A 20,328-nucleotide genomic window follows, 5' to 3' on the forward strand; every position below is an offset into this window, starting at 1 on the left:
CGGGGCCGTGGAGGTCCGTCGGGCGCGGCGGCGGCGACTAGGGTGATCGGGTGTCCACAGCCCCTCCGTCGACCGGTCGCCGGGTCAGCATCGTGTCCCTGGGTTGTGCGCGCAACGAGGTCGACTCCTCCGAGATCGCCGGACGGCTCGACGCCGGCGGCTGGTCCTTAGTAGCGGAAGGCGCCGAGGCCGATGTCATGGTCGTCAACACCTGCGCCTTCGTGGCCAGTGCCAAGAAGGACTCGATCGACACCCTGCTGGCCGCGGCCGACACCGGCGCCAAGGTCGTGGCCGTCGGCTGCCTGGCCGAGCGGTACGGGCAGGAGCTGGCCGCGGCGCTGCCCGAGGCCGACGCCGTGCTCGGTTTCGACAGCTACCCCGATCTGGCCAACCTGCTGGGCGACGTCCTGGACGGGCACGCCCCGCCGTCGCACGTCCCCAGCGACCGGCGGACCCGACTGCCGTTGACCCCGGTCTCCCGTCCGGCCGCGGCCGCGGCGGTGTCCCTGCCCGGCCACGCTCCGGCCTCGGGCCCGACACTGGTGCGGACCCTGCTGCGGTCCGGGCCGATCGCGCCGGTCAAGATCGCCTCCGGGTGCGACCGGCGCTGCACGTTCTGCGCGATCCCGTCGTTCCGCGGGGCCTTCGTGTCCCGCCCGGCGGGGGAGGTCGTGGACGAGGCGCACTGGCTGGCCGGCCAGGGGGTCCGGGAGATCGTCCTGGTGAGCGAGAACTCCACGTCGTACGGCAAGGACCTCGCCGGTGAGCGGCCGCTCGAGGAGTTGCTGACCGCTCTGGACGCGGTGCCCGGCATCGATCGCGTCCGGCTCTCCTACCTGCAGCCCGCCGAGACCCGGCCCTGGCTCATCGAGGCCATCGCGCAGTTGCCGTCGGTGGCCGACTACTACGACATGTCGTTCCAGCACGCCAGCGCGGCGACGCTGCGGCGCATGCGGCGGTTCGGTTCGCCCGATTCCTTCCTCGGGTTGGTCGAGCAGATCCGGGCGGCCGCGCCCGAGGCGGGAATCCGGTCCAACGTCATCGTCGGGTTTCCCGGGGAGACCGAGGAGGAGCTGGCCGATCTCGAGCGGTTCCTCATCGCCGCCCGCCTGGACACCGTCGGGGTCTTCGGTTACTCCGACGAGGACGGGACCGCGGCCATGGACCTGCCCGACCACCTGCCGGAGGAGGTCGTCGCCGAACGCGTCGAGCGGATCACCTCGCTGGTGGAGGAACTCACCGCGCAGCGCGCCGAGGACCGCATCGGCACCGTGGTCGAGGTGCTGGTGGACGAACAGGATCCGCTGGACGCCGCTCCGGGCGAGCTGATCGGCCGCGCCGCCCATCAGGCGCCGGAGGTGGACGGCAGTACGACGCTGTTGCTGCCGGCGGGTCTGTCCCCGGAGGACGAGAGCCTGCGCCCGGGCCGGATCGTCCGCGCCCGGGTGGTCGCCTCGGACGGGGTCGACCTGCGCGCCGTTCCCCTCGCCCATGGGCCCGACGGAGTGCGTCTGCCGTGAGCACGCCGCAGCCCGTCCCCCTGGTGAACCTGCCCAATGCGCTGACCGTGTTGCGGCTGGTCCTGGTGCCGGTCTTCCTGCTGGCCCTGTTCGCCGGCGGCGGGCACGACACCACCTGGCGCTGGGTGGCCTTCCTCATCTTCGCGCTGGCCGCGATCACCGACCGGTTCGACGGTCACATCGCCCGCAAGCGCGGGCAGGTCACCGACTTCGGCCGCATCGCCGACCCCATCGCCGACAAGGCACTCACCGGCTCGGCGTTGGTGGCCCTGTCCATGGTCTCCGACCTGGCCTGGTGGGTGACCGTCGTGGTGCTGATCCGGGAGATCGGCATCACCCTGCTGCGATTCGCGGTGATCCGTTACGGCGTCATCTCGGCCAGCCCGGGCGGCAAGGCCAAGACCCTGGCGCAGGTGTTCGCCATCGGGCTCTACATCATGCCGCTGCCCGACGTCTTCGACTGGCTGCGCTGGCTCACCATGGGTATTGCCGTGGCGCTGACCGTGATCACCGGGATCGACTACCTGATCCGCGCCGCCGGCGTCGTCGCCCGTGGGCGGATCGCCGCCGCCGTCCGTCGCGGGCCCACCAGCCGGTCATGACCCTGGCCGACGCGCTCGGTCTGGACGCGGACCTGTTGCCGACCGTGGTGTCGGCGCTGCGCGACCGGGGTTGGACCGTGGCCACCGCCGAGTCGCTGACCGCCGGTCTGCTCACCGCCGCGCTGACCGAGGTGCCGGGGTCCAGCACGGTGGTCCGGGGTGGCCTGGTCGTCTACTCGACGGACCTCAAGCACACGCTCGCCGGGGTGGACACCGACCTCCTCGCCCGCCGGGGTCCGGTGGATCGGGAGGTGGCCGAGGCCCTCGCCCGAGGAGCCGCCGCCCGGTGCGGCGCCGATGTCGGGGTCGGCCTGACCGGTGTGGCCGGACCGGATCCGCAGGACGGGCATCCTGTCGGAACCTGGTTCGCCGCGGTGGTGGGACCGGGCGGCCTGCTGCGCGAGGCCCGTGGACCGGGGACCGGCGGGACCCGGCACGAGGTGCGTGCGGCCGTCGTCCGGGCCGGTCTGCAGCTGCTGCGGGATGCGGCCGCCGCCGCGGACCCGGATTCGGCACACGACTGACCGCCCTGACCCGCCGGCGGTCCGTCCAGGTCGCGGGAAGCCCCGTCACCCACCACCCGTCCGAGTGATCGTGCCGGACAGGGCCTTCCGGACCGTCCTGACACGGTCCCGTAACCCGGCCATCACGAGCCGGGTGGAACATTGCCGGACAGGAACACGTTGTGCCTTGTGATGAGAACTCGCACCACATCCGCGGGGGTCCGCTCCCGCCCGACGGCGCCCGACGGCGTCGTCACCGCAGTCGTCCGACCCCGTCCCGCTGCTCCGTCCGACCCGACACCGCCGCCCCGAGGCGTCCTGTCGGGATACGCCGGTAGCGTGATGGGGAACAGTGCAGGGAAGAGCCGGTCGTCCGACACAGACCGCGACGCGGTGGCCCAGGCCGCCGTGGCCACGGTCGGCACGAGGGAGGAGGTGCGACGTGCTACTGCGTAATGCTCTGGGTGAGACCCTGCGGGAAGCCCGCACGCAACAGAACCGCACCCTGCGGGACGTCTCCACAGCGGCGAACGTTTCGCTCGGGTACCTCTCCGAGGTGGAACGCGGCCGCAAGGAGGCCTCCAGCGAGCTGCTGGCCTCGATCTGCGACGCGCTCGACCTCCAGCTCGCCGAGGTGCTCGACACGGTGAGTCGCACCATCCGGACCGAGATGGCCGCCGCATCGGCGAAGTCCGCCGTCACCGCCAACTCCAGCAAGCTCGGCCTCGACCCGGCCCGGCGCCTGGATCCGGCCCTGCGCATCGTCATGCCCTACAACGGTCGGCCAAGCACCCCGGTCGGCTGACCGGACGCGGCCCCGGTCCCCGGGGCCGCCGGCTGTGGGAGGGTGGTCCTCCGGGGGTCGACCTCCGGGGGAAAGAGGTACGCCCTCATGGCGTTGCACGACGAAGCTCGCGAGCTGACCGCTGACCTGAGCGCTCTGCGGCGCGCCCTGCACGCGGTTCCCGAGGTCGGACTCGACCTCCCGGTGACCCAGCAGGTGATCCTGGACGCGCTGAGCGGGCTCGACCTGGAGATCAGCACCGGGACCGACACGACCTCCGTCACCGCGGTCCTGCGCGGTACCGGCGACGGCCCGGTCGTCCTGCTCCGCGGCGACATGGATGCGCTGCCCGTCACCGAGCTCACCGGGGAGTCGTTCGCCCCCGCCGCCGACTCCCCGCACCACGGATCGATGCACGCCTGCGGCCACGACCTGCACATGGCCGGTCTGGTCGGCGCGGCCCGACTGCTGGCCGCCCGCCGGGCCGAGCTCACCGGTGACGTCGTCTTCATGTTCCAGCCCGGCGAGGAGGGCTTCGACGGCGCCTCGGTCATGCTGGCCGAGGGCGTACTGCAGGCCGCCGGTCGCCCGGTGGACGCGGCCTACGGCCTGCACGTCTTCTCCGGCTACTTCCCCAACGGGCAGATCACGGCCCGCCCGGGTCCGCTGATGGCCTCGTCGGCCGGCCTGCACGTCCGGGTGGTCGGCGCCGGCGGCCACGGTTCCGCGCCGCACATGAGCAAGGACCCGATCCCGGCGGCGGCGGAGATGGTGCTCGCCCTGCAGACCATGGTCACCCGGCGGTTCAGCGTCTTCGACCCGGTGGTCATCACGGTCGGGTCGTTCCACGCCGGGACGAAGCGGAACGTGATCCCGGACGAGGCCGTCTTCGACGCCACCGTCCGCACCTTCGACTCCGCGACCGCCGAGCGCGTCGCCGCCGAGGCCGTCGCCCTGTGCGAGGGCATCGCCCGGGCCCACGGACTGGTCGCCCACGCCGAGTTCCAGGGCGAGTACCCGGTGACGGTCAACGACGACGCCGAGTACGCGTTCGCGGCCGAGACGGCCCGCGCGGTGTTCGGCGACGACCGGTTCGCCGAGTTGCCCTTCCCGCTCACCGGGTCCGAGGACTTCTCCCGGGTGCTGGCCGAGGTCCCGGGGGCCTACCTGTTCCTGGGGGCCGGGACGAAGCCGCTCGGCGAGGCGGCCAGCAACCATTCGCCGCTGGCCTCGTTCGACGATGCCGTGCTGCCCGACGCGGCCGCCCTGCTGGCCGAGCTGGCCGTGCGCCGGATGGCTCGCGGCTGAGTCCGGGACGGCTCGGCCGCATCCGGTCAGCGGCCGAGCCCACCCAGGATCTCCAGCGCCTCGTCCGCCCGGTCGGCGGGCACGAAGAGGTGGTCGTGGGTGTACCCGGCGACGACGTTGGCCGGGATGCCCCGGCCGGCCAGGGCGGTGGCGACGGCCGCGGTCAGCCCGACCGCGTCCAGCGCCGAATCCACCCCCAGTTCGATCCAGGCCAGCACCGGCTCGGCGGGGAAGCCGCCGGCCGCCGCCCCGTCCCGCGCCAGCACCAGGGTCAGGCCCTCGTCCTCGGTCACCGTGACGACGGGCGCGAGCCCGTCTGGGACCAGGGCCCCGGGGACGCGGCAGTACACGTACTCCCCGGCGCGGCGCCGGGGCCGCAGATCGGCCAGGAGGGCGTCGAGGTCCCGCACGGGTGTCCGCCGGTAGCTGACGAACCGGAAGCCCTCGCCGGGCTCGTCCCGGGTGACCTCCCACCGCGTCCGGTCGATGACCGGGAAGGTGGTGTCCCCGGCGACCTCCGCGTCCACGTGGGTGATCTCCAACCTGTCGGCGAGATCCAGGGTCTGCCGGTAGATCTCGCCGCCGCCGACCACCATGATCTCGCCGTCCCCGGCCAGCGCGATCGCCTCGGGCACCGAGGCGGCCGTCTGCACGCCGTCGACCGTCCAGTCGGCCTGCCGGGTGACCACCACGGTCTGCCGTCCCGGCAGGGGGCGGCCGATGGAGTCGTAGGTGCGGCGACCCATCACCATCGTGTGGCCCAGGGTCAGCGCCTTGAACCGGCGCAGGTCGGCCGGCAGCCGCCACGGCAGCCCGCCGTCCGCGCCGATGACTCCGTTGGCGGCCACGGCCGCGACCAGGGTGATGCTCATACCGCGATGGGGGCCTTGATGCCCGGGTGCGGGTCGTACCCCAGGACGGCGATGTGCTGCTGGTCGAAGGCGTCCAGTTCGGTGATGGTCGGATCCAGCTGCAGGGTCGGCAGGGGCCGAGGTTCCCGGGTCAGCTGCAGTCGGGCCTGGTCCAGGTGGTTGGAGTACAGGTGCGCGTCGCCCAGGGTGTGCACGAAGTCGCCCGGCTCCAGCCCGACGACCTGCGCGACCATCTGCGTGAGCAGGGCGTAGGAGGCAATGTTGAACGGCACCCCGAGGAACACGTCCGCCGACCGCTGGTAGAGCTGGCAGGACAGCTTCCCGTTCGCGACGTAGAACTGGAACATGGTGTGGCACGGCGGGAGGGCCATGTCGCCGACCTCGGCGACGTTCCACGCCGACACCAGGTGGCGTCGGGAGTCGGGGTTGGTCCGCAGCGAGGTCAGCACCTGCTGGATCTGGTCGATGTGTCCGCCGTCGGGGGTGGGCCAGGATCGCCACTGGTGCCCGTAGACGGGGCCGAGCTCGCCGTCCACGTCGGCCCACTCGTCCCAGATGCTCACCCCGCGCTCCTGCAGCCATCGCACGTTCGTCGAGCCGCGCAGGAACCAGAGCAGTTCCACGACCACCGAACGGACGTGCACCTTCTTCGTGGTGACGAGTGGGAAACCCTCGGCCAGGTCGAAGCGCATCTGGTGTCCGAAGACGCTGCGGGTCCCGGTGCCGGTCCGATCGGACTTGTCCGTCCCGGTGGTGAGGATGCGGTCCAGGAGATCCAAGTACTGCTGCATCGGCTCAGCCTAGGCGGGCGGCGGGCTGCCTTCCGTCAGATCGTCACGGCGCAGGCCGATCATCGCGTGGCCGTCGATCGGTGGGGTGTCGGGTCGGACGGCGCCGTCCGGCCGCCATCCGAACGCGGTGTAGAACGCCAGCGCCGGGGCGTTGAACCCCCACACCCACAGCCGGCCGGCGCGATGACCGGCCGCCGCCCAGGTCGACAGCGTCTCGGCCATCAGCAGCGAACCCGCCCCGGAACGGGCGACCGTGGGGTCGACGTGCAGCTGATGCAGCTCGCGGGTGATCGCCGGGTCGGCCTCGGGGTGGTGGGGCGGCCCGGAGTGGGCCACGCCGATCACCCGGCCCGCGCGTTCGGCGACCAGCACCAGCCGGCCGGGATCCGGCTGCAGGTGGGCGGGCCAGGCCGCCGCCGCCGCGGCGTTGCTGCGGTCGAGCGCCCCACTCCCCAGATGGCCGCGGTAGTAGCCGGTCCGTGCGGCCAGGTGCACCTCGACGATCCGACCGAGATCAGCCGGGCGGGCCGGCCGCACCGCGGTCCGGGCGTCGTCGGTCACGACAGGGTGAGGTGCTCGACCTCGTGCAGGGTGCTCCGCTCACCGGGGGAGCTGGCCTTGGCCAGCCGGAGCTCGGCGCGCCGGCCGGACAGGGCGAGCACGGCGATCTCGTCCCCGAAGAACGGCCCGGCGTCCCGGGTCCAGCTCAGCGGGGGGACCGGCACGGTGGCCAGCAGGCCGAGCACGACGCGGGTGCAGCGTTCGGCGGCCCGGCTCCAGGCCCCGCGGAACAGCATCTTCATCACCGGCGGGACGTGGTTGTGCAGCGGCGAGCAGGTCAGCTGGTAGACGGCGGAGTCGACCGGTTCGGGGTAGTGGGCGGTGGCCACGTAGGCGTGGTGGACATCGCCCGACAGCACGCAGACGGTCGCCGGGGCGACGCCACCCGGGGCGTGCTCGCCCGCAGCCACCGATCGGATCAGCCCGGACAGCCGGGCGAACGACTCCCCGAAGGAGGCCCAGTGCTCGAGATCGGCGGCGCGGCGCAGCTTCTCGGAGACCGCGGCGACGACCCTGCCCCGGCGGCCCGCGCCCAGGACCTCGTTCCAGGCCTCCACGTCGTGCATGGCCCGGGGCAGCAGCCAGGGCAGCGACGTGCCGAGCAGCAGGTGGTCGTAGTCGCCGGCGACCTGCTCGATGATCCAGTCGAACTCCGGATCGCTGACCATGGTCCGGCGATCGTCGGCCAGGATGCGCCCGCACCGCGAGTCGACGACCAGCAGCCGGACCCGGCCCAGATCGCGACGGTAGGACCAGCGGTAGCCCTTGGCCCCGTCGGCCTCTCGGTCGGCCGCGGCGGCGAAGACCCGCAGCAGCGGCTCGACGTCCCCGTCGTGGGTGAGAACCCGCTGGTAGAGATCGTCCGCGGCCAGCTCGGCCGGGGAGAGGTTGCCCAGGTGCTGGTACACCCAATAGCTCGACAGGGCCCCAATGACGCGTTCCTGCCACCAGGAGGTCCCCTGCATGTCGCGGCGCCAGGCGTGCGAGGTGTTCCAGTCGTCGTGCACGTCGTGGTCGTCGAAGATCATCGAGGTGGGCAGGACGGAGAACAGCCACCGCACGTCCGGATCGGTCCAGGACTCGTCGTAGAGCCAGGTGTACTCCTCGAAGTCCGCCACCTCCTCCTTCGCACCGACGGTCGGGTCGCGCCGGGCGGCGATCCGCTGCTTCGTCGCCGCCGAGGTGTCGTCCGCGTACACCTGGTCGCCCAGCATGAGAAGGGCGTCGGGCCAACGGTCCTGCGGGGTGTGGACGAGATCCCGGGCGTAGCAGTCCAGGGCGTCGTCGGCGAACTTCTGGCCGCGCACCGCGTCCTCGGTGGAGAACCGACAGGATCCGAAGACCACCCTGACGTCGTCGCCGCCCCCGAGGGTGCGGATCCGGCAGGCGGGCCGGGGATCGTCGGGCCGCGGCCAGACCAGGTCGTCGTCCAGTCTGACCTGGTACGGGTGGTCGGAGCCGGCCGCGAGCCCGGTGATCGTGACCAGGGCGTAGTGGTGGCCGGCCATCGTCCAGGTGCGGGCGCGGTGACCCAGGATCTCGACCTCGCACGGCCCGTCGACCTCGACCCAGACGGTCGCGTCGTGGGTACCGACGTGCCGCAGCACCGGGCCGATCAGCAGACGGGTCACCTGATCTTCTTACCAGGGGCGCCGCGTGACCCCGGTCGATCGGACCACCGACGGTCGCCCGCCGGTCAGGCCCGGTCGGCGGTCTCCAGCCGGGAGCGCAACTGGGCGACCGTCCCGGAGCGGGGAAGGGCGCGGGCGGTCAGCTCGGCCTGGAGCCGGGTCTTGGTCCAGCCGCTGTAGTCCGCCGGCGGCGGGGATCCTGCGGCAGTGGATGGACCGGGAGCGGCGGGTGCGCTGGGCCCGATCGGGTCGACGGTGGGCACCGTGTCGTCGGGTGTCGTCCGGCTGGGCGCGACCGCGGGCTCCGCGTCCGACGCAGCCACGGTGGTGTCTGCCGCCGTGCCGGCCGGGGGCGGTGTCGTCACGCGGTCGGTTTCCTGGTGGATGCCTGCCGAACCGGTGACGGAACCCGCTGCCGCCCGGGCCACGTCGACGGCGTCCTCGGCCCGTTCGCGCAGGGCGTCGGCCAGCCGTTCCGCCTGCTCCCGCGCCTGCTCGAGCTGCTGCTCGACGAGATGCGCGGCGGTCTCGACGTACGGCCGGATCGCTGCCACCACGGACTCCAGGTAGGGACGGACGGCGTCCCCGGTGTGCTCGGCCCGCTCACGGGCCGCGGTCCGCACGCCGGCCTGCGCGTGGTCGACGGTGGTGGCGAGTTCCTGCTGCAGGTGGAGGATCTGCTCGGCGAGCGAGGCCGCCTGGTCGATCACCTGCTGCGGGTGCAGCGTGCCCGGACGGATGTCCTGCACCTTGTGGAGCAGGTCCTGGGTGGTCCGGGCCCAGGCCTGCACCCCGTTGACCACGGCCTCCTGCCCGGCGCGCAACACCTCGCCGTACTGCTCCTGCGGACTGGGCACGTCGTTCCCCTGATGTCGGCGGTGATCCGGGGCGGACCCCGGTCCCCGACCAGGCTAGCGGCCGGGCGCACCGATCCCCCTGGCCGTGGTGCCGGCAGCACGGATCGCCGGAGCGCTCAGAGGCCGACGGCGCCCACGAGTTGACCGACCCCGTAGGTCACGGCCATGGCCAGTGCCCCGCCGACCACCAGGCGCAGGACGGCCGGGCGCTGCCGGGCGCCGCCCAGGCGGGCACTGATCGCGCCGGTCAGGGCCAGGGCCAGCAGGACCACCACGAAGGTCACCGGAACGCGCGCTCCGACGGGCGGGAGCAGGATGGCCAGCAGGGGGAGCAGCGATCCGGTGGTGAACGCGACGGCCGAGGAGACGGCCGCCTGCCCGGGGCTGGTCAGATCGTCGGGGTCGATGCCCAGCTCGGCGTCCACGTGCGCGGCGAACGCGTCGTGGGCGGTGAGTTCCTCGGCCAGGGTCCGCGCGGTCTGCGGGCTCGCCCCCTTGGCCACGTAGATCGCGGCGAGTTCCTCGAGCTCGGCCTCCGGGAACTCGGCCAGTTCGGCCCGCTCCTTGTCCAGCAGGGCCTTCTCGCTGTCGCGTTGACTGCTCACCGAGACGTACTCACCGAGCGCCATCGACACCGCCCCGGCCACCAGACCCGCGATCCCGGCGGTGAGGATGGGGCCGGTGGCCGTGGTCGCACCGGCCACGCCGACCACCAGACCGGCCGTGGAGACGATCCCGTCGTTGGCGCCGAGCACCCCCGCGCGCAACCAGTTCAGCCGGGCCCCCAGGGCGCCGCTGTGCGGTTCTGCGGGGTGCTGGGTGGGGGTCGGGACATCCGATCCGTCGTCGCTCACGATGCTCCCGGGTTCGTCCTGCTTCCACTGCTCACGCCGGTCGAACGCTAGCGGGCGACGACATCTCCGGCCAGCAAGGCAAACCTGGGCTCACCCGGCACCTGGCACCCATCACGTCCAGTAGAGGAACCGGGCCGCCGGGAGGCGTTCGGCCAGGGCCGACGGGAACCAGGCCTTCATCTCGTTCATGATCGGGGTCGGGTAGACGTACTTGACGGCGCCGAACTTGCCCCGCTTCTGCCGCCGCAGGTCCTCGTCCATCTCCAGCCGGGTGCGCGGATACCAGTCGAGCAGGATCTCCTTGCTGCGGGCGGTGAACCTGTGGGTGATCAGCTCCGCGGTGAGATCGAGCCCGGGAACCCCGCCGAGGATGCGCTGCGCCGCGTCGAACAGCTCGCCGTACTGCTCCTGCCAACCCTCCACCGGCATGATCGGCGCCACGGTCAGGCCGACCGGATAGCCGGCCCGAGCGAGACGACCCAACGCGGCCAGCCGGGCCGGAACCGGCGAGGTACCGCCGTCGAACCGACCGGCGACATCAGCGGCGTTGACCGACATGCGGATGCGGGTGCGTCCCCCGTGGTCGAGGGTCAGCAGCGGTTCGACGGCGGCGAACTTGGTGGTGGCCCGTAGTTGCACGGGGCCGGCCCAGTCGTGCCGGCCGAAGTGCGCGATGGTCGCCGACAGGGACCCGGTGACGTCCTCGATCCCGAGCGGGTCGGTGTAGCAGGAGGCCTCGAACGTCGTGCCCTCGTGCCGACGGTCGGTGCTGCGCGAGGTGACCGCCCCCTGGCCGACGGCCGGATCCAGCCCGGCGAGGATCTCCGGCAGGTTCGCGTAGGCGCGGATCACCGGTGGACCGGTCAACGATCCGGCCAGATAGCAGTACTGGCAGTGCGCCGGACATCCGACGGCCAGGTCGAACCGCCAGTCCGCGCTGGGCGGGATGGGCTGCAGGGCCCGCTTGGACGGCGGCGCGACGACGACGGCCAGGGTGGACTTGGCCAGGGCGTAGGCGGCGCGGGGGTTGTCCCCGCCGAGCGACGGCAGCCGGTCGGAGGTGAGCAGATCGATGTTCGCCACCCCGGCGGCCGCGCACCGGCGCAGGATCTCCTGCCCGTGCGGCAGCTCGGCGGCCGAGCGGGTGATCATCACCCGACGCGGTCGCCACCGTCGACCGGAACCCGGGGTGTCGTCGCCGTCCGTGTCGACGCCGGTGTCCGTCGGGTCCAGCGGGTCGGCGAGCGCCGGTGCCGGGAGGGCCGCGCTGGAGGAGGTCACACCACAGTCAACGCGAGGCGGCCGCCGGTGCTGCCCGCGCCCGGTGTGACGTGCGACGACAGCCGTGGTATCCACACGTCATGGGTCAGCCGAACGACGATCTCGCCGCCGTGGACGAAGGTGCGTCGGCAGGCGAGCGCGCGGTGGTCGACGAACGCATCCTGGGTCGGCAGGTGCTGCGAACCCGCGGGTCCTGGTGGCGCTTCGCCGGGGCCTCGGCGATCGTCGTCTGCCTCATCGGTTACATGGTCGCCGAACGGGGATGGGTGGGTCTGATCTGGATCGTCTTCCTCGTGCCGGGCGCGGTGCAGCGGATGATTCGGCCGCCCACCCTGGTCACCCGGACCGGTATCCGACGTCGGTGGCGTCGACCGGACGACCTGTACTGGTCGGCAGTGCAGGGGGTGGCCGCGCCTCAGCGCGGTGTGCCGATGGTCCGGCTGATGCTGAACTCGGGCCGCCCGGTCGATCTTGAGGACATCGCCGCTGAGCATTCCGCCGCGGTGGCCGCCCTGGGCGGCAAGGAGGTACTGGCCCCGCCGCGGCGAACTCCGCCGGCGGCCCGGGGTGGGGAGGTCGGCGACGAGCAGCGTGAGCTGGACGTGGAACGACGGGCGGCCCGGTTGGCGGCGGAGCGGGCCGAGATGCGGGCCCGCGAGCCGCGGGACCGGTGAGGGCGGGCGTCAGCCGGCGCGGTTGGCGTCGATCGCGTCGTTGATGCGCTCGAGCAGGCGTCGCAGGGACTCGGAATCCTGCTCGTCGCCGGCCCTGGTGACGGCGGCGTTGACCTCGGCCTGGATGCGGGTGAGCACCTCGTACTCGCGGTCCCGGCGGTCCGGATCCCCGCCGCTGCCGCTCTCGACGGCGGTCAGGATGGTCTCGATCTCGGTGACGTCCGGTCCGGGCGCGGTGTTCTCGGGCATGCCCGGATGCTACGCGCGGGGCCCTCGACGCCGGGTCGCCCAGTGCGCCGGTTGGGTCAGCCGCGGGGGGAGCGCGGTGCTGTCGTCCCCGCGGGCGGACTCCAGCTGGGCCTGCTGGACGAACAGCGCGGTGCGGAGATCGGCCCCGCGGAGGTCCGCTCCGCGGAGATCGGCGCCGGTGAGATCGGCCAGCGCCAGGTCGACGCGACGCAGGTCCGCCCCGATCATCAACGCCCCGCGCAGGCTGGCTCCGCGCAGGTCCGCCGGCCGGAGATCGGCCCCGAACAGGTCGGCGCCGCGGTGGTCGGCCCGGGGGCCGGGGGAGGCGGAGCGGGCCTGGTCGGACGCCGCGCGGAGCAGCACGTTGGTCGAGGCGTGGAGGGCGTCGACGTCGAGCCGGCGCAGGACCTCGGGGGGAGCCGCCCGGTGGGCGGAGAGGGCGTCGACGCTGTCCTGCAGTCGACGGCGCAGCGCACCCGTGGTGACGTCCCGGGCGGCCACGACGAACCACAGCAGCTCGTGCAGGTCGCGGGCGACCGGGAAGGTGGCGAACATGTCGCGGGCGAGGGCGGGGGACCCCTGCCAGCTGCGGCCGCCGAAGCCGACCTGGGTCAGTTGCTGGCCCGCGCCGAAGCAGTCGTAGACGGTGCATCCGGCGAAGCCGCGGTCCCGCAGGCGGGTGTGGATGCCGCACCGGGTGTCGGGCTGCAGATTCGGGCACGGCGTCCCGGCGGGCTTGTCGATCGCGAAGTCGGCGGATCGGGCGAACGCCGGGACGACGCAGCACAGACCGGCGCACCGGCTGCAGTCGGCGGCCAGGTCGGTGAGCTCCAGACGGGAACCGTCCACGTCACGTCACCGCCCCGTCAGCTCTCGTCGTCCGGACGAACGAAAAGGCCCGCCCGGGGACTCCCGGACGGGCCTCTCGCACTGGTGGAGGACCCAGGAATTGAACCTGGCGAGGCGCCCCAAGTGCGCATCCCCCTTGTACTGAACGTGACTGTACAACACCGTTCCGGCCGGTGCAAACCCCGCGGAGATGATCACCGCGGGGTTCACCCGGAGGTGTCGATCAGTGCCGGACGACCGACAACATCTCACCGATGCCGGCGTTCGGCAGGTACGCACGGGTGATGGCCAGGCCGATCCGGGGCAGGTCGGCCTCGTCCCGGTAGACCATGTACATCGGGGTGAGCCGGGGCTGGAACTTGGCCTTGAACTTGTGCAGGGAACGGAATCCGTACACCGGTTCCAGGGTGGCGCCCAGGGTGTTCAGGAACTTCTCCACCGCCTTCTCCGGGTGGCCCTCCTCGCCCTCCGAACGGGCCAGCGGCGCACCGGACAGCGAGACGAATTTCGCCCCCTGGTCCTTGAACCACAGGCAGGACGAGGCGATGAGGAACTCCATGGTGGCCCGGAAGCCACCGTCGGCCCGGCGCATGAGATCCAGCGTCCACCCGGCGATCTCGCCGTCGCGGCCGTAGACCGGCATCCACGAGGTCACCCCCTGGACGATCCCTTCCTGGTCCAGGGCCAGGCCGACCCGGACCTCCGGGTCCAGGGCCTCGGTGAGCCCGCCGAGGGTGAATCCCATCTCGGGGAGCTTCTTGTCGCCCAGCCATTCCTGGGAGAGGTTCTCGACCTGTCGGACCAGTGCCCACGGCTCGTCGGAGAGGTTGACCATCCGGAAGGTGATGCCTTCCTTGGGGGCCTTGTTCAACGCCGTGCGGATGTCCTGCCACTTCTTGCCCTTGAACTCCAAGGCGGGCAGGTCGATGACGTTGTCCTCGGCGACCTGGGCGCTCTGCCACCCCAGGGCATCGGTGACCGCGGTGGTCTCGGCGGTGCACGAGAAGATGTAGGGCACCATCCCGGCCCGGTCGCACAGCGTCACGAAGGCGTCGATCGTGGCCTTCTTCGATCCGGGGGGCCCGACGGGATCGCCGAGGGCGACCGCAACGTTGGCGTGCCGCACGAACGCGATGAAGCTCTCCCCGTCCTCGGTGATCATGTGCCGGTTCTCCGACCAGGTGGTCATCCAGGAGATCGTGTCGCCGCCCCACTTCTTGATCAGCTCGCGGGCGGTCTCGGGGTGGGCGCTGCTGGTGGCGAGCCTGCGCCGGCTACGCCGGGGGACCCGGAAGGAGCGCCGGGTGACGATGAGCATGACCAGGAAGGACGCGGTGATCACCGAGGTGGCCACGAACTCCGGGATGCCGTCGAGATCGAGATCGGCGTCGGGGAAGATCAGCGACAGGATCCAGACCGCGATGACCAGGACGACGAGCAGCAGCGGGAGTGCGAGCAACACGATCTCGGTCACCCACGCCCAGCGGTACCCGCGGCGGAGCCCGTTGGCGATGAGGACGGTCAGCAGCAGGATGCCCAGCACGAACCAGGTGGCGGTGTCGTCGACCCCGTCGTCCACTCCCAGGGGGGTGATCCGGTTGGGCAGCAGATTACCGATGATGAGCATGCCGGTGGTGACCAGCGACATGGCGAACGCCAGGAGCCGGACCTCGTGCCGGGTGGGCAGCGCGCGGGCCCGCAGGCCACGGGGCCCGGCCAACCGGGTCGAGAACGGGAGCGAGAGAGCCACGGCGACCAGGTGTTCCGCATCGGCCATCTGCCCGACGAAGAGGAACGAGAACAGGACGTAGATCCAGATCGCCAGCCGCAGCCGCAGTCGCCACGGGGGACGGACCGCTGCGGAGGCGACGCCCAGCACGGCGAGCATCCCGGCCGAGAAGCCGACATCGGTCTCCTGGGCGCGGTCGGCCGCCCAGGTCCAGCCGGTGTTGCGGAAGATCAGGAAGACCAGGGCCACGACGAGGACGGCGACGACCTGGTACGCGACGGTGAGGACGATGGTGCGCCGGGTGCCGAGCTTGTATTCGGCGAACCCGGTGAGCAGGGCGAAGGCGCCGGCCACGAAGAGGTAGTAGACGGGGTACAGGGCGAAGAAGTTTCCGGTGACCAGCGTCCACCAGCGACCGGCCTCGAAGGAGGGGAGCCCGTAGGAGATGTCCGGGTACCACGGCTTGTCCTCGGCGTTCGACCAGAGCGTGCCGAACGCTATCGACAGGGCCATGGTGATCAGCACGTAGGCGGTGGTGAACGGCACCCGCTTGGCCACGGCCAGGAACAGTGCCCGCTTGCGACCGGGCGCCGTGTCCGCGGCGACCGCCGCGGCCGTCGGGCCGCCGGTCGCCGGAGCCGCCACGCTTGCGCCCCCCGGCTTGTGCTCCACATCGGTCATGACGGCCAACCTCCCCCTGCCCGGAGCCGGTGGCTCGGGGCTGTGTCGTGCATCCTAGGTCCCGACCGCCAGGTCGGACGAGTGTTCGTGCAGGTCATGAGGGCCTGCGCAGTGCGGCGGGATCACCGTCCGGTGACGGCGGTCCGCCGGGTCCGATGTCCGCCTGCTGCCCGTCGAACCCGTCCGGTCGCCGGTGCGCCGACCGGGTCGCAGGGGTCGCCGTCGACCGCCCTCGTGGCACGCACGTGCCGCATGTGGTCACCCTAGGTGGCCGGGGTGAACTCAGGGTTGCCGCCCAGCCGGCCGCTGGTCGAGGTCAGGTGGACGGGCGCCACCCCAGGGCCGGGCCGAGGTGGGTGGCCATGTCGGTGAGGATCTGGACGTAGTCCTCGTGCCGGAAGCTGAACGGCAGGGCGAAGGCCACCTCGTCGACCTCGCGGAAGGCGGCGTGGGCGTACAACTGCTCGGCGATCTGCTCGCCCGTCCCGATGAGGTCCGGGGCGAACATCATCCGGGCCGGGCCCTGCGGGGTCCGGGTCCGCGGGTGCCGGGCGTCGACGTACTCCTGGTAGCGGCGGCGCTGGTCGGGGGTGGCCGAGTCCGTGGGGATGACGACCAGCCCCTGGGAGACCCGGGCCCGTTCCCCGTCGGGGTGGGCGGCGCGGAAGGCCCGGATGTGGCCGAGCTGGACGGCGGCGAAGTCGGGGTCGTCGGCGGACCCGTCCGCGGGTTCGGCCCGCACGACACTGCTGGCCAGCAGGTTGAGCCCCTGTTCTCCGGCCCAGGCCGCGGACCGGGTGCTGGCCGCGCCGTACCAGAGCCGTTCGGCCAGGCCGGCGGCCTGCGGCTGGACCCGGTCGGAGAACTCCTCGATGCCGGCGGTGCCGCGGAAGTCGGTGACCGGCTCGCCGGCGAGCATGCGCCGCAGACGGAGCACCCGTGCGTAGCTGAAGTCCTCGATCTCGGCGGTGTCCGGGTACAGCGCACCCTTCACCTCGTCGTACCGCATCGGCGGCCCGACGCTGAGCCCCGGGTTGAGCCGGCCCCCGGACAGCAGGTCGACGGTGGCCCAGTCCTCCGCGAGCCGGAGCGGGTTCTCCCAGCCCAAGGGGGTGACGGCGGTGCCCAGCCCGATGCGGGAGGTCCGCTGCGAGGCGGCGGCGAGCACGGCGACGGGGGAGGAGACGCCGAACTGCAGATGGCGGTGCCGCAACCAGGCGCTGTCGAAACCGAGCTGCTCGCCCAGCTCGATGACCTGCAGCAGGTTCTCGTGACCGGCGCGGGGGTCGGCCTCGTCGAACAGGCCGATGGTCAGGAACCCGAGCTGGCGCAGCGGGACGTCCGGGGTGGGCATGCCCGTGATCCTGCCAGCACCGTCGGTCCCCGCGGAGTCCGACGGCGGGCCGGCAGATCGGTGAGCATCAGGACAGCAGCTGTCCGCGGGGAGTCCTAGCGTCTGCGGGCATGACCACCACATCCGCCAGCACACCCGACGCCACACCCCCCTGGGAACCGCCGCTGGCCGGTTCCGATGTCGAACAGGTGGTGGCGTCCCTCGACCGGATGCGCTGGACGTTCCGGTGGAAGGCGGGCGGGCTGGACGCCGCCGGACTGGACACCCGCATCGGGGCGTCGGAGCTGACCCTGGGGGGCCTGCTCAAGCACCTGGCTTTCGTCGAGCACGAGAAGTTCGGGGTGAACCTGGTCGAGGCCGGGTACGGGCCGCCGTGGTCGGAGGGGGACTGGTCTCAGGGTCCGGGTTGGATCTTCACCAGCGCGGCGCAGGACACGCCGGCCGAGCTGTACGCGCTGTGGGACGGGGAGGTCGCCCGGGCCCGGGAACGCCTGGCCGGCGTCCTGGCCGACGGTGATCTCGACCAGCCCGTCCCGGGGATGGCCGACGACGAGGGCCACCATCCCAGTCTGCGGCGGCTGCTGTGCGATCTGATCGAGGAGTACGGCCGGCACACCGGCCACGCGGATCTGTTGCGCGAGGCGGTGGACGGGTTGGTCGGGGAGGACCCGCCCGCGGGCTGGCGCCCCTGAGGACGAGCGCGGGCCCGCCCCCGCGGAGAGCGGCGACGGGCCCGGGACCGCACTGCGGGAATCAGCGGGTGCGGTCCGGGTGCGGCCGGTCGTCGTCGGCGTGCGGACCGGGAACGGCCAGCACCGGATCGGACGCGTCCGTCACCGACACCGGGGCCAGCCCGGCGAGGGCGGACTCGTCGGCGACGGCCTCGCCACGCGCGATCATGCCGGCCTCGTCGGACAGCGGGATCTCCGGTAGCCAGAAGGCCAGGGCCAGCGCCACGAGCGCCGCCGGGATCAGGTACCAGAACACCGGGGCCAGGGCGCCGGCGTAGGAGTCGACGATCGCGGTGTGCAGGGGTTCACCGACCGCCTTGACCTGGGCGGGCACCAGGGAGGCCGGGTTCAGGCCGCTGGTCGCCGCCTGCTCCGGGTTGGCCACGAACGCAGCTCCCAGGCTGTCGACCAGCCGGTTGGTGAAGATGGATCCGAAGATGGCGACACCCAGGCTGGCGCCCACCTCGCGGAAGTAGTTGTTCGTGCTGGTCGCGGTACCCACGTCGCGGGGGTCCACGGCGTTCTGCACGACCAGGACGATCACCTGCATGATGAAGCCGAGGCCGGCGCCGAGGACGAACAGCATGGCGCAGATCAGCCAGATCGGGGTGTTCCCGGCCAGGGTGGTCAGCCACAGCATGCCCAGGGCGGTGACCACGGAGCCCAGGATCGGGAAGATCTTGTAGCGCCCGGTCCTGGTGATCTGCCGCATCGAGACCGTCAGGGTGCCGATCAACCCGATGATCATGGGGATCATCAGCAGCCCGGAGATCGATGCCGAGGTCCCGGAGGCCATCTGCAGGAACGTGGGCATGAAGGCCAGGGCGGAGAACATGGCCAGGCCGAGGACCAGACCGATCGAGGTGGCCAGCACGAAGGCGCGGTTGCGAAACAACGCCATCGGGATGACCGGCTGCTCGGCGCGGTTCTCCACCACGATGAACGCGATCACCGCGGCCACGAACGCGGCCATCAGCCCCAGGATGGTGGGCGAGGTCCAGGCGTACTGCTTCCCGCCCCAGTCGGTGAACAGGATGAGGCAGGTCGTCGCGGCGGAGAGCAGCACGATGCCCAGGTAGTCGACCTTCCGGGTGTTGCGCTTGCGCGGCAGGCTCAGGGTCTTCCAGGCGATCGCGAAGGCGATGACGCCGACCGGGATGTTGATCCAGAAGCACCACTCCCAGGTCAGGTGGTCGGTGAACAGGCCGCCCAGCAGCGGTCCGCCGATCGAGCTGACGCCGAACACGGCGCCCATCGGGGCCAGGTACTTGCCACGCTCCTTGGCCGGCACGATGTCCGCGATGATCGCCTGCGAGAGGATCATCAGCCCGCCGCCGCCGAGCCCCTGGATCCCGCGGAACAGCACGAACTCCCAGAACCCGGTGGACAACGCGGCGCCCAGCGAGGCCAGGGTGAACAGCGCGATGGCGATGAGGAAGAGCGTGCGGCGGCCGAAGATGTCACCGAACTTGCCGTAGATGGGCATGGCGATCGTGGTGGCCAGCAGGTAGGCCGTGGTCACCCACGTCATGTGGGCGACCCCGCCGAGGTCGCCGACGATGGTCGGCATCGCGGTCGACACGATGGTCTGGTCCAGGCTGGAGAGCAGCATGCCCGCCAACAGGGCCGAGAAGATCAGCCAGATCCGGCGTTGGGTCAGCACGATCGGTGCTGCGGGGGCGGTGGTCACGGGCGCTCCTGGGTGGTGGGGCAGACGGGGGACGGTTCGCGGGAGGCTGTGGGGTCGGGACCCAGTTCGGTCATCGCGACGGCCAGTCCGGCGTCGAGATGCGGGCGCAGGGGACTGTCGTCGTCAGCGGTGACCCAGTCCGTCACCGACCGCCGCAGGATCGCGAGCGCCACGGCCGACACCGTGCGGCACGCGGCGTCGGCCGCGGGCAGGCTGCGCCGCTCCGCGATCAGACCGGCGATCCGGTCCTCCTGGGCCATCGCGTGGGCGAGCTGCCGGGCCAGCACCCGGGGCTCTCGCAGGACGACCGCGTGCGCCAGGTGCAGCTCGGCGCGGTCCACGTCCTGCACGGTTGCGCTCGGGTCCATCAGCTCCAGCAGGTCGGGCAGCAGGGCGCCGGTCGGGCCGCCGGCGACGAACCGGCGGGCGGCCGCCTCGTCACCGAAGGTGGGCTGGTCACCGGCCAGGGCGTCGTCCTTGGTGGGGAAGTAGTTGTGGAAGGTACGGACCGAGACCCCGACCTCCAGGCAGATCATCTCGACGGTCACCGCGTCGAGTCCGTGCTCCAGGGTGAGTCGACGGGCGGCGGAGGTGAGTTGCTCGCGGGTGGCCTTCTTCTTGGCCTCTCGTAGCCCTCCGGGGGCGACAACATGCATGAACTGCATGATTGCAGACTCTGCAAGTTCTCACCAGCCCCGGGCGGGTGACAGGCGTCGCCACGGTCCGCCACCGGTGCGGGCCGGGTCGGTCTCGCGGGAAACGGGGTACCGGCACGGCGACTCCGAACCGCCGACCACCCGGCCGTGT

At 72.1% G+C, this 20,328-nt stretch carries 20 protein-coding genes; 7 read left to right on the top strand and 13 right to left on the bottom strand.

Annotated features, from left to right (window positions below):
• Window positions 1-50 precede the first annotated feature (50 nt).
• From rimO to J2S58_RS02400, 5 genes are all read left to right on the top strand, one after another.
• A complete protein-coding gene (rimO, locus tag J2S58_RS02380; RefSeq protein ID WP_205255402.1) occupies window positions 51-1,520 on the top strand; it encodes a 30S ribosomal protein S12 methylthiotransferase RimO in 1,470 nt (489 codons plus the stop codon).
• The gene (gene pgsA, locus J2S58_RS02385; RefSeq protein ID WP_205255403.1) at window positions 1,517-2,122 is read left to right on the top strand and encodes a CDP-diacylglycerol--glycerol-3-phosphate 3-phosphatidyltransferase; all 606 of its coding nucleotides are present in this window, start codon (window positions 1,517-1,519) and stop codon (window positions 2,120-2,122) included. Before rimO ends, pgsA begins: the two co-directional genes overlap by 4 nt.
• On the top strand, window positions 2,119-2,646 hold the full coding sequence (locus tag J2S58_RS02390) for a CinA family protein (protein WP_205255404.1): 528 nt from the start codon (window positions 2,119-2,121) through the stop codon (window positions 2,644-2,646). The genes pgsA and J2S58_RS02390 overlap by 4 nt, the downstream gene beginning before the upstream one ends.
• A gap of 421 nt (window positions 2,647-3,067) precedes the next feature.
• Window positions 3,068-3,430, top strand: coding sequence for a helix-turn-helix domain-containing protein (locus J2S58_RS02395; protein ID WP_205255405.1), 363 nt, complete (start codon window positions 3,068-3,070; stop codon window positions 3,428-3,430).
• A gap of 87 nt (window positions 3,431-3,517) precedes the next feature.
• Window positions 3,518-4,717: a M20 metallopeptidase family protein gene (locus J2S58_RS02400; RefSeq protein WP_205255438.1), complete on the top strand. Its 1,200-nt coding sequence runs from the start codon at window positions 3,518-3,520 to the stop codon at window positions 4,715-4,717.
• A gap of 26 nt (window positions 4,718-4,743) precedes the next feature.
• Here J2S58_RS02400 and J2S58_RS02405 read toward each other — a convergent pair whose 3' ends face one another.
• From J2S58_RS02405 to J2S58_RS02435, 7 genes are all read right to left on the bottom strand, one after another.
• Window positions 4,744-5,589 carry an ACT domain-containing protein gene (locus J2S58_RS02405; protein WP_205255439.1) on the bottom strand — a complete coding sequence of 282 codons (846 nt, stop codon included), beginning with the start codon at window positions 5,587-5,589 and terminating at the stop codon, window positions 4,744-4,746.
• A complete protein-coding gene (locus J2S58_RS02410) occupies window positions 5,586-6,380 on the bottom strand; it encodes a thymidylate synthase (RefSeq protein WP_205255440.1) in 795 nt (264 codons plus the stop codon). The genes J2S58_RS02405 and J2S58_RS02410 overlap by 4 nt, the downstream gene beginning before the upstream one ends.
• A 9-nt stretch (window positions 6,381-6,389) precedes the next feature.
• Window positions 6,390-6,941 carry a GNAT family N-acetyltransferase gene (locus J2S58_RS02415; protein ID WP_205255441.1) on the bottom strand — a complete coding sequence of 184 codons (552 nt, stop codon included), beginning with the start codon at window positions 6,939-6,941 and terminating at the stop codon, window positions 6,390-6,392.
• Entirely contained in the window at window positions 6,938-8,572 is a 1,635-nt protein-coding gene (locus J2S58_RS02420) for an alkaline phosphatase D family protein (protein WP_205255442.1), read from the bottom strand. Before J2S58_RS02420 ends, J2S58_RS02415 begins: the two co-directional genes overlap by 4 nt.
• A gap of 65 nt (window positions 8,573-8,637) precedes the next feature.
• Window positions 8,638-9,429, bottom strand: coding sequence for a hypothetical protein (locus J2S58_RS02425; protein WP_205255443.1), 792 nt, complete (start codon window positions 9,427-9,429; stop codon window positions 8,638-8,640).
• 116 nt (window positions 9,430-9,545) lie between these two features.
• Window positions 9,546-10,283, bottom strand: coding sequence for a VIT1/CCC1 transporter family protein (locus J2S58_RS02430; RefSeq protein ID WP_205255444.1), 738 nt, complete (start codon window positions 10,281-10,283; stop codon window positions 9,546-9,548).
• 111 nt (window positions 10,284-10,394) lie between these two features.
• On the bottom strand, window positions 10,395-11,564 hold the full coding sequence (locus J2S58_RS02435; protein ID WP_205255445.1) for a spore photoproduct lyase family protein: 1,170 nt from the start codon (window positions 11,562-11,564) through the stop codon (window positions 10,395-10,397).
• Between the two features lie 80 nt (window positions 11,565-11,644).
• Between J2S58_RS02435 and J2S58_RS02440 the strand changes: the two genes are divergently transcribed.
• Window positions 11,645-12,238, top strand: coding sequence for a hypothetical protein (locus tag J2S58_RS02440; protein ID WP_205255446.1), 594 nt, complete (start codon window positions 11,645-11,647; stop codon window positions 12,236-12,238).
• 9 nt (window positions 12,239-12,247) lie between these two features.
• Here J2S58_RS02440 and J2S58_RS02445 read toward each other — a convergent pair whose 3' ends face one another.
• The 4 genes from J2S58_RS02445 to J2S58_RS02460 form a co-directional block, all read right to left on the bottom strand.
• The gene (locus J2S58_RS02445; RefSeq protein ID WP_205255447.1) at window positions 12,248-12,487 is read right to left on the bottom strand and encodes a hypothetical protein; all 240 of its coding nucleotides are present in this window, start codon (window positions 12,485-12,487) and stop codon (window positions 12,248-12,250) included.
• A gap of 9 nt (window positions 12,488-12,496) precedes the next feature.
• The gene (locus J2S58_RS02450; RefSeq protein WP_205255448.1) at window positions 12,497-13,336 is read right to left on the bottom strand and encodes a pentapeptide repeat-containing protein; all 840 of its coding nucleotides are present in this window, start codon (window positions 13,334-13,336) and stop codon (window positions 12,497-12,499) included.
• Between the two features lie 223 nt (window positions 13,337-13,559).
• Complete coding sequence (locus J2S58_RS02455) at window positions 13,560-15,746, bottom strand: bifunctional lysylphosphatidylglycerol flippase/synthetase MprF (protein ID WP_205255449.1); 2,187 nt, start codon at window positions 15,744-15,746, stop codon at window positions 13,560-13,562.
• 316 nt (window positions 15,747-16,062) lie between these two features.
• Window positions 16,063-17,100: an LLM class flavin-dependent oxidoreductase gene (locus J2S58_RS02460; protein ID WP_205255450.1), complete on the bottom strand. Its 1,038-nt coding sequence runs from the start codon at window positions 17,098-17,100 to the stop codon at window positions 16,063-16,065.
• Window positions 17,101-17,210: 110 nt separating this feature from the next.
• On the opposite strand from J2S58_RS02460, the gene J2S58_RS02465 reads away from it, so the two are divergent.
• A complete protein-coding gene (locus J2S58_RS02465) occupies window positions 17,211-17,792 on the top strand; it encodes a mycothiol transferase (RefSeq protein WP_205255451.1) in 582 nt (193 codons plus the stop codon).
• A gap of 61 nt (window positions 17,793-17,853) precedes the next feature.
• Here J2S58_RS02465 and J2S58_RS02470 read toward each other — a convergent pair whose 3' ends face one another.
• Both J2S58_RS02470 and J2S58_RS02475 read right to left on the bottom strand, forming a co-directional pair.
• Window positions 17,854-19,521, bottom strand: a complete 1,668-nt coding sequence (locus J2S58_RS02470) for an MDR family MFS transporter (protein ID WP_205255452.1) — start codon at window positions 19,519-19,521, stop codon at window positions 17,854-17,856.
• The gene (locus tag J2S58_RS02475; RefSeq protein ID WP_205255453.1) at window positions 19,518-20,177 is read right to left on the bottom strand and encodes a TetR/AcrR family transcriptional regulator; all 660 of its coding nucleotides are present in this window, start codon (window positions 20,175-20,177) and stop codon (window positions 19,518-19,520) included. The genes J2S58_RS02470 and J2S58_RS02475 overlap by 4 nt, the downstream gene beginning before the upstream one ends.
• Between the last annotated feature and the right edge of the window lie 151 nt (window positions 20,178-20,328).

Origin of the sequence: Nakamurella flavida (assembly GCF_030811475.1) — a bacterium.
GTDB classification, from domain to species: Bacteria; Actinomycetota; Actinomycetes; order Mycobacteriales; family Nakamurellaceae; genus Nakamurella; species Nakamurella flavida.